General features: G+C 38.4%; 15 protein-coding genes and 1 pseudogene. 14 read left to right on the forward strand and 2 right to left on the reverse strand.

Annotated elements, in window-relative coordinates:
- Positions 1 to 227: 227 nt before the first annotated feature.
- Positions 228 to 1,418 (reverse strand): ISL3 family transposase, encoded by a 1,191-nt coding sequence (locus AABK39_RS22345; protein ID WP_338395440.1) that lies wholly within the window; start codon positions 1,416 to 1,418, stop codon positions 228 to 230.
- A 266-nt stretch (positions 1,419 to 1,684) separates the two neighbouring features.
- Here AABK39_RS22345 and AABK39_RS22350 point away from each other — a divergent pair, with 266 nt between their 5' ends.
- The 10 genes and pseudogenes from AABK39_RS22350 (at position 1,685) to AABK39_RS22395 (ending at position 11,939) form a co-directional block, all read left to right on the forward strand.
- Entirely contained in the window at positions 1,685 to 2,218 is a 534-nt protein-coding gene (locus AABK39_RS22350) for a hypothetical protein (RefSeq protein ID WP_338395441.1), read from the forward strand.
- Positions 2,219 to 2,415: 197 nt separating this feature from the next.
- On the forward strand, positions 2,416 to 3,882 hold the full coding sequence (locus AABK39_RS22355) for a sulfatase family protein (protein ID WP_338395442.1): 1,467 nt from the start codon (positions 2,416 to 2,418) through the stop codon (positions 3,880 to 3,882).
- A gap of 232 nt (positions 3,883 to 4,114) precedes the next feature.
- The gene (locus tag AABK39_RS22360) at positions 4,115 to 4,330 is read left to right on the forward strand and encodes a tyrosine-type recombinase/integrase (protein WP_338395443.1); all 216 of its coding nucleotides are present in this window, start codon (positions 4,115 to 4,117) and stop codon (positions 4,328 to 4,330) included.
- Positions 4,331 to 4,709: 379 nt separating this feature from the next.
- Complete coding sequence (locus AABK39_RS22365; RefSeq protein WP_338395444.1) at positions 4,710 to 5,918, forward strand: serine hydrolase domain-containing protein; 1,209 nt, start codon at positions 4,710 to 4,712, stop codon at positions 5,916 to 5,918.
- 116 nt (positions 5,919 to 6,034) lie between these two features.
- On the forward strand, positions 6,035 to 7,459 hold the full coding sequence (locus AABK39_RS22370; protein WP_338395445.1) for a S41 family peptidase: 1,425 nt from the start codon (positions 6,035 to 6,037) through the stop codon (positions 7,457 to 7,459).
- 156 nt (positions 7,460 to 7,615) lie between these two features.
- A complete protein-coding gene (locus tag AABK39_RS22375; RefSeq protein WP_338395446.1) occupies positions 7,616 to 7,984 on the forward strand; it encodes a hypothetical protein in 369 nt (122 codons plus the stop codon).
- 146 nt (positions 7,985 to 8,130) lie between these two features.
- Positions 8,131 to 8,765: pseudogene (locus tag AABK39_RS22380) on the forward strand (formylglycine-generating enzyme family protein).
- A gap of 428 nt (positions 8,766 to 9,193) precedes the next feature.
- The gene (locus AABK39_RS22385; RefSeq protein WP_338395447.1) at positions 9,194 to 9,745 is read left to right on the forward strand and encodes a DinB family protein; all 552 of its coding nucleotides are present in this window, start codon (positions 9,194 to 9,196) and stop codon (positions 9,743 to 9,745) included.
- A 30-nt stretch (positions 9,746 to 9,775) separates the two neighbouring features.
- Entirely contained in the window at positions 9,776 to 10,279 is a 504-nt protein-coding gene (locus AABK39_RS22390; RefSeq protein ID WP_338395448.1) for a hypothetical protein, read from the forward strand.
- 238 nt (positions 10,280 to 10,517) lie between these two features.
- Complete coding sequence (locus AABK39_RS22395) at positions 10,518 to 11,939, forward strand: amidohydrolase family protein (RefSeq protein WP_338395449.1); 1,422 nt, start codon at positions 10,518 to 10,520, stop codon at positions 11,937 to 11,939.
- A 211-nt stretch (positions 11,940 to 12,150) separates the two neighbouring features.
- On the opposite strand, the gene AABK39_RS22400 is transcribed toward AABK39_RS22395, so the two are convergent.
- Complete coding sequence (locus AABK39_RS22400) at positions 12,151 to 13,224, reverse strand: IS701 family transposase (RefSeq protein WP_338392425.1); 1,074 nt, start codon at positions 13,222 to 13,224, stop codon at positions 12,151 to 12,153.
- A 146-nt stretch (positions 13,225 to 13,370) separates the two neighbouring features.
- Here AABK39_RS22400 and AABK39_RS22405 point away from each other — a divergent pair, with 146 nt between their 5' ends.
- From AABK39_RS22405 to budC, 4 genes are all read left to right on the forward strand, one after another.
- On the forward strand, positions 13,371 to 13,745 hold the full coding sequence (locus tag AABK39_RS22405) for a hypothetical protein (protein WP_338395450.1): 375 nt from the start codon (positions 13,371 to 13,373) through the stop codon (positions 13,743 to 13,745).
- Between the two features lie 135 nt (positions 13,746 to 13,880).
- Positions 13,881 to 14,786: an AraC family transcriptional regulator gene (locus tag AABK39_RS22410; RefSeq protein WP_338395451.1), complete on the forward strand. Its 906-nt coding sequence runs from the start codon at positions 13,881 to 13,883 to the stop codon at positions 14,784 to 14,786.
- A 120-nt stretch (positions 14,787 to 14,906) separates the two neighbouring features.
- On the forward strand, positions 14,907 to 15,830 hold the full coding sequence (locus AABK39_RS22415; RefSeq protein WP_338395452.1) for an amidohydrolase family protein: 924 nt from the start codon (positions 14,907 to 14,909) through the stop codon (positions 15,828 to 15,830).
- Positions 15,831 to 16,394: 564 nt separating this feature from the next.
- Positions 16,395 to 17,162, forward strand: a complete 768-nt coding sequence (gene budC / locus AABK39_RS22420) for a meso-2,3-butanediol dehydrogenase (RefSeq protein ID WP_338395453.1) — start codon at positions 16,395 to 16,397, stop codon at positions 17,160 to 17,162.
- The last annotated feature ends 104 nt before the right edge of the window (positions 17,163 to 17,266 follow it).

A 17,266-nucleotide genomic window follows, 5' to 3' on the forward strand; every position in this document is an offset into this window, starting at 1 on the left:
TAAACTAAGACACTGGTCCGAAAATTCAGGGGTATTATACTATGGCGTGCTAGCTCATCCGAACTCAACAGCCTCATATCCAGATTACTTATTTGTGTTCGCTTTCAGTGTAATTCGTGAGTGCTTCGCTTAGTTCTGCACGTCAGTACCGGAGTTTTCAGTCTCGCTTTATTCATATGTGTTTATTTCCGAAAGAATTCAGGTTCTTTGACAATTTCTGTGGTGCTCTATATCCCAGAAACTAATACCCTAATTCTCATATGCTCAAAATTCGGTATCCCGAATGAGATTCGTTTGTAGTACCGAATCATGTTATTCAAGCCTTCGGTCATTGCGTTAGTCACTCCGGTTTGAGCGAAAGCCCATATCTGAGTGCGCCAGCGACAAAGGGTCTTAACAAATCTGTTGAACCCTTTTTGGTTCACGTCCCGTGCTTTTTCGATCCATTGGTCCAATCGTTTCTCGTCGGATACCTTGGTTTCTGAAAAGTCCATGATCTCCAAAAATTCGTTCCGTAGGTCATAGGCGTCTTTCAATAAGGCGGAATCCCGGAACGCCCGACCCAAAGATTCCCGTTGCCGGGAACAACAATGGTCAGGACGTTTAAAAAGGGCCCATTTTATATTCTTGAAACAGTCCGTGTCTTTGTGTTCTTTTCGCAACTTTTTCCTGATTCCGTCTAATGAATCGTTCAGGGATTTGACGACATGAAAATAATCGATGACTACCGCAGCGTTGGGAAAACAAGCCTCGCACACATCAATGTAGGGCCTCCATATATCGCAGGCGACAACCTCTATCCTCCGCATGAATCCGTTGCCAAGAGACTGGAAATGAGACCTAATCGTTTCTTTTTTCCGGTCTTTGAGAATGTCGAGGTGAATGCCCCGTTCCAAGTCCGTAAGCACGCAAACATAGTCTTTCTTCCCTTTTCGGTGCGCCAATTCGTCAATGCCCAATTTTCTGACGCGGGCGTACCTGCCAAGCAAATCGACGGCTTTGTTTGCGTGCCGAAAATATATTCTCTCCACCGTCTTATGGCAAGCGTTGACCAAAGCGGCGACCTCGCTGAACGATTGTTTGGCGCAAAGTTCGAAGATCCATTTTGATTGCCTGTCGGTATGGGATTTTCCGGACGAGGCCCATTCAGGCCTGTGAAGAAAGTATCTCCCGCAACCTTCACAAACAAACTGGGGAACCCGGACGTGAAGCCAAACCTCTTTTCCGCTGATGCTCAAGTCTTGGTATTTATGCAGACTGTATTGGTTGATTGTTTCTCTTTTCTTAAGACAAACGGGACATTCACGGTAATTTGGCAGTGAATACCTATCTTCTTTGGACCGTGCACTACAGATTCCACCTTCAGATAAGGTAGGTGCAGAATTGACCCGTAAAATTCTTCTTCCGTCATTTTGCAAAGAGACTACTTTCCACAGAAATTGTCAAAGCACCAGAATTCATGATTGTTTCGCAATTCTTCAGTCCAGATCTCGCTACCAACGACCTTGCGACTTGCTAGGGTTCGGACACGCCCCCGCCATGAGGGACTTGCACCCCTTGGAAAATCAACTTATCTTATACATAAATTAATAGGTGTCCATGTTGGGCACACACATGCGCTAAAAATGCATAGCTCACTACGTTCGCTACGCCATTTTAGCGCCCTCGTTAGCTACAATTAGAAATGATAATACCAAAAGAAGAAAGAAGAAAAAGTTTGATCGATGCAGGTGTTCCTCAACTATTTTTGGATGCCCTCAAGGACATTGACAAGTATGATGATCTACAATTTATGATTAGGGAACCAGATTCATTCTACTTTTATATTGATACTATATATAATAGCTACAAGTCAATCAAAGATTTTAATATAGTTCCTGTATTTGAGGGGAGTAATGGAGATGTCTTCTATGTATATTTATTCAACGAGCAAGAAAAAAAGTTTGCCCATTTTACATTAGAAAATGATGAACTTTATTCGGATTATGGAACCAGTTTTTCATTGATGCTAGCTAACCTCTTAATTGACTTATACGAATTTGCATACGAATTACCAATTGAGGAATTGAGCAAAATAGGACGAGAAATCGGAGCGCAATTTTCAGATGAATTATTTAAAAAACTTGAAATGGCAGGCGAAGAAAGTTTGCGAAAATTCTTCGAATCTGACAATAATTGGAGAAAGAAGTATTTGGAAGAAATAATAAAAAGTAGCTAACAAGCGCTAAAATGCATAGCGAACATAGTGAGCTATGCATTTTAGCGCCCACATTATTTCATGCTAAGGGAGACAAGCCTGAGCAATGCATAAAGAATGAATGAGCTAATTTTTGAACTGCACATTTATTCAAGTTGGCTTGAAGGTGCTAATTAAGCATTCGGCAAATATATTTTTGCAATCAAAAAATGCATTAAATGAAAAAAATACTTTATCAGTTTATAATTTTTATTTCTTTCTATATATCTGGATGTTCAACACATAAAATTGACAAAAAGCCAAATATCATTCTAATATTTATAGATGATATGGGCTGGTCAGATTTTTCATGTTTTGGAAATACAGATGCCCAAACTCCCAATATTGATAAATTGGCTTCTGAAGGAATTTCGTTCGAACAATTCTATGTAAACTCACCAATTTGTTCCCCTTCCCGGGTAGCCATTTCAACAGGTCAATATCCACAACGCTGGAATATTACGTCTTACCTTGCCTTTAGGAAACAGAACACGGAACGGGGAATGGCGCAATGGCTGGACCCCAAAGCTCCAATGCTAGCGAGAAGCTTGAAACAGGCTGGTTATGCAACGGGGCATTTTGGGAAGTGGCATATGGGTGGCCAACGCGATGTAAACGATGCTCCGGCAATTACCGAATATGGCTTTGATGAATCGCTGACCAATTTTGAAGGAATGGGAGCCAAACTATTGCCTTTGACAATGGATGAAAACGGGAAGGTTGGAAGAATTAGGAAAAGGGAAGAAAGTTTAGGAAAGCCTTTTACCTGGATGCAGCGGTCTGAAATAACAAGCGGTTTTATTGATGCCGCTATCCCTTTCATGGATAAAGCTCAAAAGTCGGGAAAGCCATTTTATGTAAACCTATGGCCGGATGATGTACACGGCCCTTTCTGGCCTCCTTTTGAAGAATACGGGCTTGCGAAAGAAGCTGGAAAAAGAGGGTTATACTTGGCTGTTCTGGAAGCTATGGACAAACAATTTGGTAAACTTTTCGACTACATTCAAAGCAACGATGAATTACGTGAAAACACTCTGATTCTGATTTGTTCTGACAATGGACCTGAAAAAGGAGCAGGTAGAGCCGGAAACCTAAAAGGGTATAAAACGCATTTGTATGAAGGAGGAATTCGTTCTTCATTAGTAGTTTGGGGCCCCGGATTTATTAATAAGAAGAAAAAAGGTAGCCGAAATAAAGAATCGGTTTTTTCCGCAATTGATTTAACACCATCCTTACTTGAGTTCACTGGGACAAAAGTTTCCGAAAATGTTAGGTATGATGGAGAAAGCATAATGAGAACGATGCTGGGAGAGTCTACCCTATCACGTAAATCCCCAGTTTTCTTCAGCCGACCACCTGACAGAAAGAATTATTACGGTTTCGAAAACCTTCCTGACTTGGCTGTTCGTGAAGGCGAATGGAAACTTTTGTGCGATTACGACGGTAGCAATCTGGAACTGTATAATATTGTTATGGATCCGGGGGAGCAAAATAACCTAGCTGATGCTCATGCCGAGAGAGCTAAAACAATGTCTCAGAAGGTAATATCATGGTTTAAGTCAATGCCTGTATTGGAAATGGAGACTACGAAGAGTAAAGCCCAAAAACACAAGAATGTAAATACAAAAAAGGCGAAAAAGCAGTAAATACAACGGTTATGGCCCGCTTCAAATTCGTTACGGCTTGACAAGTTTGAACTCCCCGTAATCGCCTTCCTAACATATATTCAACGTTACAGAGTATGTGCTACGAAATAATTATTGGCATTTAAAAGACGATATCCCGAAACCATAAACAGCGCTACTATGGAAAGGTGCTGGGGGACAACGGCGGACATGCTTTGTGGAAAGGCCCCGGAGCGGAAGAACTTTACCGACGGTGTTGAGTCAAACAGAGATGAGCGTGTTGCTGAAAGGGATCCCCAATGTGAAACACAAGACGATAGTAACTGTTATCTACAGCTGTGGACTAAGGATAAGCGAGTTGACGTCGGTGCGGGTGTCGGATATTGACTATGGGAGCCGGAGAATATTGCTGAAGCAGGCCAAGGGTAAAAAGACAGGTATGTGCCACTTGCCGAGCGTACCGAATTGATGGTGAAGGCATACCTGAAACGGTATAATCCTGAGGAATACCTGTTTGAAGGACCTTCCGGTGGCCATATAGCCCGTCAAGTGTACGGAAATTTCTGAAGCGTACGCTACATACAGCATTTGCTTGGCCATAACGATAGTAAGACCACTGAAGTGTATACTCACATAACTGAGATGGGACTTAATAATATCAAGAACCCACTTGATCAAGTGGATTTATAATTGTATTTTTCAACTATAATGATTTTAATTTTTGTAAGCGGGAAGGTATCTTAGTATACGGGGAATAACAGGAATTCCTGTTATTGATACGTTGGCATTAATTAACTTCAACATCAAAAAAATAATTTTTTCTCTATAAAACATAAATTTAATCCCAGATGAATAAAATCAATTTTAGCCTAATAATCTTATTAATTTCTCTATTATCCTGTCAACCAGGAAAGAAGAAAAAAGCAACGACTGATTCTTCAATTACCGAAGACTATTCTCTGCAAAATAAAGTTGAAAACAACATCTACCGAATAGATAAAAATGGTGTAAGTGATTCTTTGCCAATAACTATCGAATCTCGGATGAAAGAATTAAATATTCCGGGAATCAGTATTGCCGTTTTCGATAACAATGAAATTATTTGGGCAAAAGGATATGGTATAAAAAATAAAGAGAATAACGAAGAAGTCAATAAAAACACTCTTTTTCAAGCTGCTTCAATTTCTAAACCTGTTGCTAATGTAACAGCATTTAAGCTAATAGAGCAGGGAAAAATTCTATTAGACGAAAATGTAAACACAAAATTAAATAGATGGCAAGTTCCGGAAAATGAATTCACTACAACAGAAAAAGTAACTGTAAGAAGAATAATGAGCCATACATCCGGATTGGGTACGTCCGGATTTCGGGGGTATAATAAAAATGATTCTATTCCATCGTTAGTTCAAGTTTTAGAGGGCAGTAAAATAACAAATTCCGACCCTGTAAGAGTAATCCAAAGACCAGGAGAAGCAGAATATTATTCCGGAGGAGGCCTACAAGTTTTACAATTATTAATGGAAGATGTTAGTGGACAAAAATTCTCTCAATTAACAGAAGATTTAATTTTTAAGCCCATAGGAATGAATAGCAGTTCATTTGATTATCCTTTGCCTCAAAAGTTAAATCATTTAACAACAAATGGATTTGATTCTAATGGAGAAGCTATCAATGGTGGTTATCATTTGTACCCTGAAAAAGCCGCCGCAGGGCTGTGGACTACACCAACAGATTTAGCAAAATTTATGATAGCTCTAGGCAAGTCTTATAGAGGTGAAAATGATGGAGTATTAGAACAAAGTTCAGCCCAGTTAATGATGAAAAGAGTACCTAACGCAGGCGGAACAGGCATTGGAATTGATGGTGAAGGAGATTCTTTTCGTTTTAGGCATACAGGCGGAAACGCAGGTTTTAGTTGTTATGCAGTTTCTTTTGCTAATAAAGGTAGAGGATTTGTAATTATGACTAATTCTGACAATGGATTTCCATTAAATCACGAAATAGCGAGAGCCATATCAAAAGCATATAATTGGCCAGCAATGTGGATGCGCGAATAATTAAATAACTAATGCCAACAATATATAAAAAGTACCCTTCGGGTCGATGCGCTACTTTTTAGACCGAACGTTGTAGGGCATAAGAGCGACTATCAAAGATCTAATCACAATTTCTAATGAGGTTCTCTACAATACTATTCCTATTAATTTGTAGTCTACAAACTATTGCACAAGTATCGACTGACTCGATTTCCTATAAGAATGATTTAGCGATTTATAAGAAAACACTTGAGGAAACCCATCCAAGCTTATATCGCTTTTCCAGTAAAGAAAAATTTGATTCATTATTTAACCTAACAAAATCAAACCTAGATAAGAAAACAACAGAATTGGATTTTTTTCGTGCGATTTCCAAACTTTCATCTCTTGTCAGAGAAGGGCATAGCTATATTCAACCTACTAAAAGCCTTAGCTCAAGCATACAAAACAAAAGTCTTTTTCCCTTCAGTGTATTGGTGGAAGACAGTTGTATTACAGTTCAAGATAGTCGGTCAGCAGAATTAGCATACCTCAAAAAAGCAGTTATTTATTCAATTAACGGGCAAAGCGTTAAATCGATTTTAAAGTCATTGAGTGAATCAACATGCATGGTTTCTGCTTTTAACAATTCAGGTTTGAAAAGTCGACTATCTCTCTACAACAATTTTGCTTTCGCCTATTATTATTTCATAGATACCACAAGCACCTTCAATATTGATTTCAGACTAATATCTGATAATAAAATACGTACTGCTACTATAGAAGGCTCAAGTGCCCAACTGTCGGGTAAAAATTATCCCCAACTTCCTGCAGATCCAATACCCCCATTCTCTTTGGAAATAAATGAGCAAAGGTCGACTGCAATAATGAGTATCTCTACTTTTGCATATTGGGCTGTGGGCAAAAAAATTAAAGACTACTCCAAGTTTTTTAAGAAGTCATTCACCTCTATTCAAAATCAAAAAATCAAAAACCTAATCATTGATGTGAGAGGAAATCGAGGAGGAGAAGAAATGATAGCCGGTGAGTTACTGACCTATTTAATTGATTATGAGTTCAGAATATACAAATACAGTAAAGCAAACTCCCTGGAATTTGACTTTATCAACTCTTTACCGAATTCAAATCAAATAAAGCTGTCAAAAAGTAATTACATCGTCTCAGATTCAGGTTTTGTAATGAAAAGAGCTGACTTTTTGAAGGAGTATGTTCCGCAGAAAAAAAATCAGTTCAAGGGGAATGTATATTTATTATCTAATGGTATCTGTGCATCGGCATGCCACATATTTCTAGCACTTATAAAGACTCATAAAGTTGGAAAGATTATCGGTCAAGAGTCTGGTGGAGCATTCGAGGATGTTGATGGCCGGCAACGTATCAAATTTACTCTACCATATTCCAAAATTTTTGTCAGCTATCCAACGTGGGCAATGAAGCTAAATACTAGTGGCGGAGATAAGCGAAGGGGGGTTATCCCGGATTATGAAGTCTTTCCAACTATTGAAGATATCGCACTTGGAAAAGATGTTGAAATGGAACTGGCATTAAAACTAATAAGGTGAAGCCCGAGAAAAGCCCTATAACAAATACTATCATCCATAAGCTTGGCTGGCCACACTAACTGAGCTATTTGCAAAGGATTAATGCACTCCTATATTTTTATAGAAGTTTGAAAGTTCAGCTTACGGATGATAGTTGGACGTTGTACGTAATTATAAATGAAAAAGGATTACGATGAGAAATATTGGAACGATTACTCTGAGTTTATTAAAACGGTTGAAGGGTTATCAGGAATAAGTCCATCAAATTTACTTCTTCAATATGAAGGACTTCTAGAAGATGTAAAATCATGGAATATTGAAAATCAAGATATTTGTAAATATGAACTAGATTATGACTTCTTAATAAGGGAGGATATTCAAAACGTCTTAAACATTGAATCACTCAAGAAAAATCAATTCTTCCTTGATTTCAATAAGAGCGTCGAAGAAATTGATTCAAAAATAAAAAAATACATATTGTTTTCTGACCAGCAAGATTGGTGGAAAACATCAAAATTGAAACTAAAAACGTACAACATGCGCTAAAATGGCATAGCTCACTGCGTTCGCTATGCCATTTTAGCGCCCTCGTTAGCTGTTATTTAAAAAACAATGTGGAAAAAATAAAAGGAAATATAAATAGAGCAGTAATTGACGAGTTGTTTGTGACCATTCCGACAGGAACTGTACATATGAGAGACGACCGAACAAAAGAAACGTGGTCAGTAGACATAGATTCCTATGAACTTTGTAAATTCCCAATAACGCAAAAAATTTACAAAGCCGTTACTGATGAGAATCCCTCGACATTTAAAGGTGCCAATTTACCGGTAGAAACAGTTTCTTGGATTGATGCTGTGATTTTTTGCAATAAACTATCTAACTCTTTGGAAAAAGACGAATGCTATACAATTAACTTAACAACTGAAAAAGTAACCGTGAATTCAGATGCAAATGGATTTCGATTACCAACAGAAGCGGAATGGCAGTATGCTTGTCAAGCAGGAACAAAAGAGATTAGACATGGAGAATTGAGTGAAATTGCTTGGTTTAAAGAGAACTCCAACATTCGGACTCAAGATGTTGGACAAAAAAACCTAACGAATGGGGGCTTTATGATATGCTGGGAAATGTTTGGGAATGGTGTTCGGACATTTATGACGAAACTGTTTACGGAACATATCGCATTTTCCGTGGTGGGGGTTGGTACGACCAAGAAAGAAGCGTTATGGCTACAACTCGAAGAAGAAGCCACCCATTTTCGTTCAAAATAGACGACTTAGGTTTTAGAATTGCTACTAACTCAAAAAATAAAAATAACAGCTAATCGAGTGATGGCCGTGAGTCATAAGCCTACGGTGCACCGTATGTCCGGTGGAGTGAGAGGCGGTTCGTTAACCATCCGAGCTTATTGTAAATGGATAACAGCTGTTGCTTTTTTAGGATTTCTTTTTCCATCCAGGCTTCGGGAAACTGTTTTTTCAAATTGGCGATCTCTTCCAATTAGACGACCGTAAGCCCAGAACCAAGGTTCAAAACGCACATTAGGGGCTGTAAAGTACGCATTTTGGCCTACACTGCTTCCCGGAACCGGAAGCGTTTATGAATATTCCGTGACTCCGTTTTAACTGGCTGGAAATATATTTATTTTGGGGAAGAGTTATAGTTGAACATAACACTTTTTAATCAAGATAAAGTCTGGGGCTCAATCGGTTTTACGTTGATTAGAAAGTTATTATTTACAATATTATCAATATGGACAAGAAATCGATAATCAAAAATTTAGTACAAAGACACCAAGAGTTCGGAGAGTACTTAGGCTCTCTTTCCAGAAAAGATTTCGAAATTAGTAGAAAGGAAAAGTGGAACGCTGGACAAGATCTTGATCATATTGTTAAAAGCATTAAACCATTATCAAACGTACTCTCGAACAAAGAATTTATAGCAACTAAGTTTGGAAAAGGTAATGGAATTTCGAGTGACTATGAAATCTTAGTGAGTCGCTATAAAGACAAAATTGCTGAAGGAGGTGTTGCTTTTGGGGAATTTATTCCTGAGAAAATAAGCTGGGATAAAAAAGAAGGTTTGCTTCGACAGTTACATGAACTAATTGAAAAAATTACTGAAGCTCTTCAACAATATACTGAAGAGGAATTGGATGAACTTTTGTTGCCCCACCCTTTATTAGGTTCTTTAACAGTTAGAGAAATGTTGTATTTCACCAATTATCATGTTACCCATCATCGAAATAATATTAGTAGGAATTTAAGATCTATAGAGAATCAAGTAGACAGCCGTGAGCTTTAAGCCCACGGAGCACCACCCACACTTCCCCTCATGGCACATACTATAAATGGAATTATAACAAATTTTAAATATGATGGCGAACTTCCAAATGTGATTTTGGTTGGTGATTATCATTTGATTCCATTTAATAATAGATATGGGGCTAATTACTCAGATTCTGTACTTGAGCCTTATGACGAATTGACAAAAGAGACGCGTAAAACTCTAAAGGAATTATCGTTTAAGGGGAAGTGCGCATACATTGAAACCGATTATTTTGGAGGATCAGGGGTCCAAATATCAGAAGCTTGGTATAACGGAGTAAGAGTAATAGGTCCCTTAATCTCATTTGACGGAATTGAAAATCCCAGAATTCCGTCAGGGGCAGTTCTGGTAGAAGATTCGATAAATGAAACTCTTAGCACAATAGGAGTATATAGGCATGAAGGAAAAGATGAATTTGATTCTTTAAGGTTGGGATGGTATCGTTCGAATGATGAAATAATAGAAGAACATAGGAATAACACTAACAATCATTCCTGCTTTGAGCTGTAATAGCCAAACGAATAAAAAGCAGATGGAAGTAGATATTGAATATATCAGTACGAGTTACAAAGGCGAAGCGGAAGATAGATTGAATTTATTAGCATTGTAAAAGAGAGCTCCAGCCTGAATTTGATGGAGGGAGAAATTAGTTTTGATACCAATTTTAAAACAACATCTAAGTTGCACTAAGAGGCAGTTTAGCCAAAATGTTAAACACAATTAAACCCAACCGATAAACAATAAGATTTTGAAAAAGAACTTTTTACTCACATTACTGATTTTCATTACAGTGTTTTTTGGCTGTAAAGAGAATAAGCCAACTATTTCTAAAGTAGAAAATGACGATAAGGGGAGTGAGATTTATGTTGTGAAAAATGTAAATATTATCCCGATGACTGAAAACACCAAAGTCATTGAAAATGCGACAGTTGTAATTGAGGATAATAAAATACTGTCAATAAACGATTCTATTCCGGATAATTCAATAACGATTGACGGGGCTGGCAAATGGTTAATTCCCGGATTAATTGATATGCATGTCCATGGCCTGTCAGACGGTAGTTTTAGTGAAAATTACCCTACCCAAGGAGCTACGTTTCCATTTAATACTCAAAATCTTATGACCCCTTATGTTGCGAATGAGGTGACGACAATATTTGAATTAAGCGAAAGAATTGGACTGATTGCCCAAAGAAACCAGATAGAAAAAGGCGAAGTCATAGGTCCAAGAATGGCGCTAACAGCCTTTATAGATAATGACGGAAGTATAGGTTCGGTTAAGAATCCTTCGGACGGGAGACAGACGGTCAGGATAGCTAAAGGGAAAGGCTATAAATTCCTAAAAGTCTATACATGGTTAAATCAGGAAACCTTTAATGCGGTAATAGACGAAGCCAAAAAATTGGATATGAAAGTAGTCGGTCATATACCGATTGCATTTGAAGGTGAAGTGGAAAAAGCATTTGTGGCCAATTTTGGAATGATAGCCCATGCTGAAGAATTGTCGAAACAGACAAGCGACTATAGCTATCGGCAAGCGCAAAAGTTTGCCCAAATGGCGAAAAAGAATAATACTTGGCTAACCCCTAACCTATCCAATATGGTATGGATAATAAACCAAGCGCGCTCTTTGGATAGTATCAGAAACTCACCAGGCTTGAAATATGTACACCCGATGTTTCAAAGCAAATGGTTAACCTCAAACAACTATGAAGATAGGGACGCTTTGATACCCACTTTTCAAAAGCAACATGATTTTCATATTAAATTGGTCAAAGCATTCAAAGAAGCGGGAGTTCCTATGGTTGCGGGAACAGATGCCGGGACGTCTGGAATAATTTGGGGATTTTCTTTGCATGATGAATTACAGCTATTGGTTGGGGCAGGTTTGACCCCCGAAGAAGCTCTTGTTTCGGCAACCCGGTTACCGGCGACTTGGCTTGAAATTGATGACAAAGTGGGGACTATCGAAGCGGGTAAATTTGCGGATCTTATTTTACTAGATAAAAACCCTTTGGAGGATATTGCCAATACGACTAAAATTTCGGGCGTTTTTGTAAATGGGAAATGGCTCGACAAAAATAACATCGACACTATGCTTAAAGATTTAGCTGACTGGAACACTAAAAATTCGGATAAATTTGAGTGGAGTAAAAGACGAGAATATTAAAAGAAAAATGGGTCTAACAAGAATATAAATAGAAGCCCCCTCTCTCATCAGCCACTACTCAGGTTTATACTATTACCAGCAATTCTTAAATGAAACTGAAAGAAAAAGTAAATATTGACTTTGAAGAATTCTTCACAACCGGAAAATTTGACTTTTTAACTGAACTTTCGCTCTCCCTGCATTTGGGAGAGCGATTCTTAATGAATATATTTCAGGCCGACCGCAAGGCGTCAAGTTCTTCCATGGCAGCCTTTATCATCTTCAAATACAATTTTGATTTTATCGCAAAGTGATTCAGCTTCTCCTTAACCTTCAGTTTTTCCAGTTTTATGTAGGCGATCATGGAAGCGAAGATGTGGTTCAATTGGGTAATCTCCATCTTTGTGGGAGACTTGCCTAACATCGTGTTTTGCTTGAGCGACTTATGGAACTCCTCGACTTTCCACCGTTTTTGGTAGATCGCTACGATATCCTCGAAAGCCATGTTCTCCCCGTTGGTAACCAGCCATTGTTCCGCGGTCGACCGGTCCCTGTTTGTAAAGACTTGTTTGGCGAGCGTGACAGGAAAATCAACTCCCTTGACCCACACCCGCTTCACTTGACCGCTTTCAATAGGCGCATCCGAAACGTGAATGAATTTGCCCTCGTTTTTGTCCTTTTCGCTCATTGCTATATTCCTGTTGCTCTTCAGCGGGCAAACGAAAACCTTCTTGAGCTTGTAATGAATATACTTCAGCGTATCGCTGGCGGTGAACCACGTATCGAAAAGAATGTACCTGAAAACCAGTTTGTTCAGAAAGTTTAGACGGTGTAAAACTTCCAGTACCATCTCATTTTTCGTTTTCTCGCTTTTACGCTTTTCCTTCCCGTTCTTGTCTATGTATTTCACCGTCTTGTGGACGATCTCATAAGCGACCGGACAGTTAACCGTTTGTCCTTCCACGGTATTGCTCAGAAGAAAGTTAAGGGAGTTGATCCCTTTGACCGCTTTGCCTACAGTATGGTCGAAATGATAAGCTACGATGTCGTTTTCCGAGGAATGAGGCTTGTGGACAATGCAATCGTCGATACTCAAAACCGCCTCTTCGCCCTCAATACTCCTGGCGAAAGACTTCACCTCTTTCCAAAAAGCCTTTTGGTCCATGTCCGGTTGCTTGAGGAGGTCGCTGAAATAATCATGGGGAATCTGATTGTCCAAAGATGCTGAGAGCCCTGTTGAGGTGGCTTGCCCTCGACTGGCAATAAGATAATCCGTGTATAATTCAAATCCGTCTCTCCTTTTCATTTTTCAAAAATCGGTCACTTATCATATAATTTCCAAAATTGCAATAGGAAAGGCGAGCGAAAGGTCAGTTTTTAAAGCTTGGAAAGACAAAGGAGTGGATAATAAATAACTTCCCTGATCCTGATGGATTTGAAGAATGTCCTGAAGTGTTTAAAGATGATATCTGGACGTATGGAAATATTGAACTTCACTTCAACAATGATGAATTATTTTTAATTTTTTCGGATTATATTAATGAGCTCGATGGAGGTAATTCTTTGGAGCTGAAAAAATGGTTTCTTGAGAATACCGAAAAGTTAAAATTGTCGGATATAATTTCTCAATTGAATAGCAAACATGTTGACTATCAAAAAGTAACCAATATCGGACTAAGTGTTAATCTAGAATTGGAAAGTGGCGTGAGTCTCGGGTTCCTTCTGGAAGAAAATTTAGATGAGGAATATGAGGATTTTCTGGAAAGATGTAAAAAAACGAATCAGGATGAATATAGACTTGGATCCTTTAGTTTATTGAAAAAATAGAAAAGCTGGTAATATTATATAAAAGTAAATTACCTGTCTCACGGGGGACAGTTAACTACTTTTATTCGGTTCGTTACCTGCAATTTCGGAGAATAAAAATTTACACCTTTAATGGTGATAAGGAAAAGGCGGATTATGAAGGATCAAACACATGATGATTATAAAATCAGACTTGATTTAGTATTTGAATATATTGATAACAACCTTGATGGTGATTTATCGCTAAAAACAATTTCCGAAATAGCCTTCTTCTCCCCGTATCATTTTCACCGAATATTTAAATACTTAACCGGTGAAACCTTAAACCATTATATTCTCCGGCGTAGAATAGAAAAATCTGTACCAAGATTACTTCACACCGATCGAAGCATAATCGAATTAGCTTTCAAATATGGTTTTAGTGACAAAGCTTCTTTTTCCAAAGCCTTTAAAAAATTCTATAGAGTAAGCCCTACTGAGTTTAAAAAGCAAAACTCTAAAAAGTTTAGACCAATCCAACAACTTGAAAGTAAGTTGGTACAAACGGATTTGAACTATGAAGAATATCATATTGCTGTAGATAAACTACGAAACTGGATTCAAAAAAATGCGGATATAGAAGTAAAAACGGTTCCCCAACTGAATTTTGCTTATAAATCTACAATTGGTATTAAAAACCCTCGAGTTGTTTTTAAAGAGCTAATGAGGTGGGGGAAAGAAAATAAGGCGATTGGAAAATCTCCTAAACTCATGGCTGTTTATCATAATAACCTGCGAATTACAGAAGTAAAAAAAGTGCGATCAGATCGAGGTATTATAATAGATAAAATGGTACATACGGAACCAGGTATTAGCATCAAAACCGTCAAAGAATGTAAATGTGTTGTTGGTTCCCTGAATATACAACTCTATGACTTTGAAAAAGCCTGGGTTGGACTTTTTATTTGGCTAGACGATCATGGATATACCCGCTCTGATCAAAGTCCTTTTGACATTTATTACAACAAACCTGATTTTCCCGGAGGGAAAACCAAGGTCGATATTTGTATGCCAATTGAATAAAAGTATTGCAAAAATCATCACCTAAGCACCAGTCTTCATAAGACTTAGCAAGATTGGACAACCCTTGGCACGCCAATGCACTATAGCTTTGCATATATAAACATTTAAAATAAATTATATATGAAGTTAGTTAGTATTGTATCTGGCGTATTACTATGTGTAATACTTGTTGTATCATGCTCAACAAGTGAAAAGGCAAATGATGTGGCGCCTACAAACGAAGCTTATTCTGGTCCGGTCATAGATATGCACGTGCATACCGGTGAAATTATGGGAGCTATATCAGAAGTATTAGACGGTCCTACCCCTCCCGGATCTTCATTAAGCTTTGAAGAGCACAGGTTACAGACATACAAAATGTTTGAGAAATATAATATTGTAAAAGCGGTAGTAAGTGGAGTAGATTTTAGAGCATCTGAATGGTCGGCAATAGACCCTAAACGAATTATACCAGGCACAATGGTACTAACCACAGAAAGACCTTCTGTAGAACAATGTAGACAAGCTTACCAAGAAGGAAAACTAAAATTACTAGGTGAAGTAGGATTTTATTATCAGGGAGTATACGCCAACGACACAGAGGTAAAACCTTATTTTGATCTGGCAGAAGAGTTGAACATTCCGGTAAGCTATCACTTAATGGATAACCTACATAATGGTCATGCAAATCCAGCACAATTTAATGAGGTACTTCGCGCACATCCAGACTTGAAAATTTACGTTAGTCATGCAGGTCACCCTCATTTAGAAGAGATAAAGACCTTGTTATCCAACTTTCCGAACCTATATGTTGATATATCGGCACTTAATCATTACGAAGATTTCGAGCCTTATATTAAAGACCTTATGGACAACGGTTTCGGTAAACGCATAATGTATGGAACCGATCAAATGGAAAACCCTGCTACATTCGACGAAGCATTTCCTGCAATTGATAACTTACCTTTCCTTTCTGCTGAGCAAAAAGCAGATATTTTTTACCATAACGCTGCTCGTTTCTTAGGTTTATCCGAGCAAGAAATAAAAAAGCATTGGGGGAGATAGGAGTCACTGTCACAAAAAGTGTGTAAACTCAGAATGCCGGAATTAGGCTTTGTCTCGCCTATATTTTGATTCTGTCTTTGAGTATAACCAAAAACTGGTTAAGGATCATGCCCCAGTTCCTAACGGGCATGGTCCATTTTTTTGTGGCTTACCTGATTGCGAGAAACACTGTTTTGACCAACCGCCTTTCCGTGTCCGGCTCCACGAATATGCCATTTTTGGTTCGACACCTTGTCGGATAAAGTTTTTTTAATGGCATTTGCGGTTTCCGCTTCTTTCTAATCCCAGTCGTTCCAATACAGTATTGGAGATGGTTTCGATCCCAGTCGTCGGTTTCGGCTTATCTGTCCTTTGTCTAACTCGTTGGGTAAAAGTATCTTTCAGTACGATACGCCCCACCTCCGAGACATTAGCAACACGACTGTAGAGCTACGGTTTATTAAAAAAACATTCCCCTTTAAGTGATGTTCTGTAAAATGACTTCACATTCCTGTAAAATGACTTCATCAAATAATATCACCGGATATAATTTTGTTTGATAAAAAAACAAAACAAAGGAAAGTTATGACAGAATTTGAGAAATCAGCAATCATTACAGGTGGTGGTACAGGAATGGGAGCGGCCACAGCCAAAAGATTAGTACAGGATGGTTGGAATGTAACCATCTTTGGGCGTAGGGAACCTAAACTTGAAGAGGTGGTGGCGGATATATCTAAACCTGATAAAACACTTGCAGTGCAAGGAGATGTTACCAATCGTGATGATGTTCAAAAACTAATTGATGCTCACATGGCTAAGTTTGGTCGTTTAGATGGGCTTGTCAATAATGCGGCAATAGTTGCGGGTGGTCCTATTGGTGATGTAACGATTGAAACTTGGAAACAGGTAATGGCCATCAACGTGGAAGGTGTGTTTAATACCATAAATATGTCTATTAAGCATTTGAAAAAAGTAGGAGGATCAATTGTTAATGTATCTTCAGTGTCTGGTGTGCGTGGCGATTGGAACTTTAGTCCATACTGTGCTTCTAAGGGAGCGGTAACTAATTTCACACATTCCTTAGCTCTTGAATTAGGAGCGCAAGGTGTACGCATTAATGCTGTAGCTCCTAGTTTGACAGATACAGATATGGCTAAATTTGTAACAGGAAGCGAAGAAATGATGGCAAAGATTAAAAATCGTTTGCCATTAGGTAGAGCTGCGAGACCAGAAGAAATTGCCGTCCCAATCGCATTTCTAATGAGCGATGATGCCAGTTTTATTAATGGAGCAATTTTACCTGTTGATGGAGGTGTAATGGCCTCAAACGGACAACCAAATTTTGTAGGATAGAAAAAGTCACCGTAATCTAAGAAACTCACAGCCTTAATATGAAAATTAAGGCTGTGAAGCTATTAAGAATATACTTTTCCAAATAGTGGGTAACTTAAGCGGAA

It is taken from the genome of Fulvitalea axinellae (assembly GCF_036492835.1).
Classification (GTDB): domain Bacteria; phylum Bacteroidota; class Bacteroidia; order Cytophagales; family Cyclobacteriaceae; genus Fulvitalea; species Fulvitalea axinellae.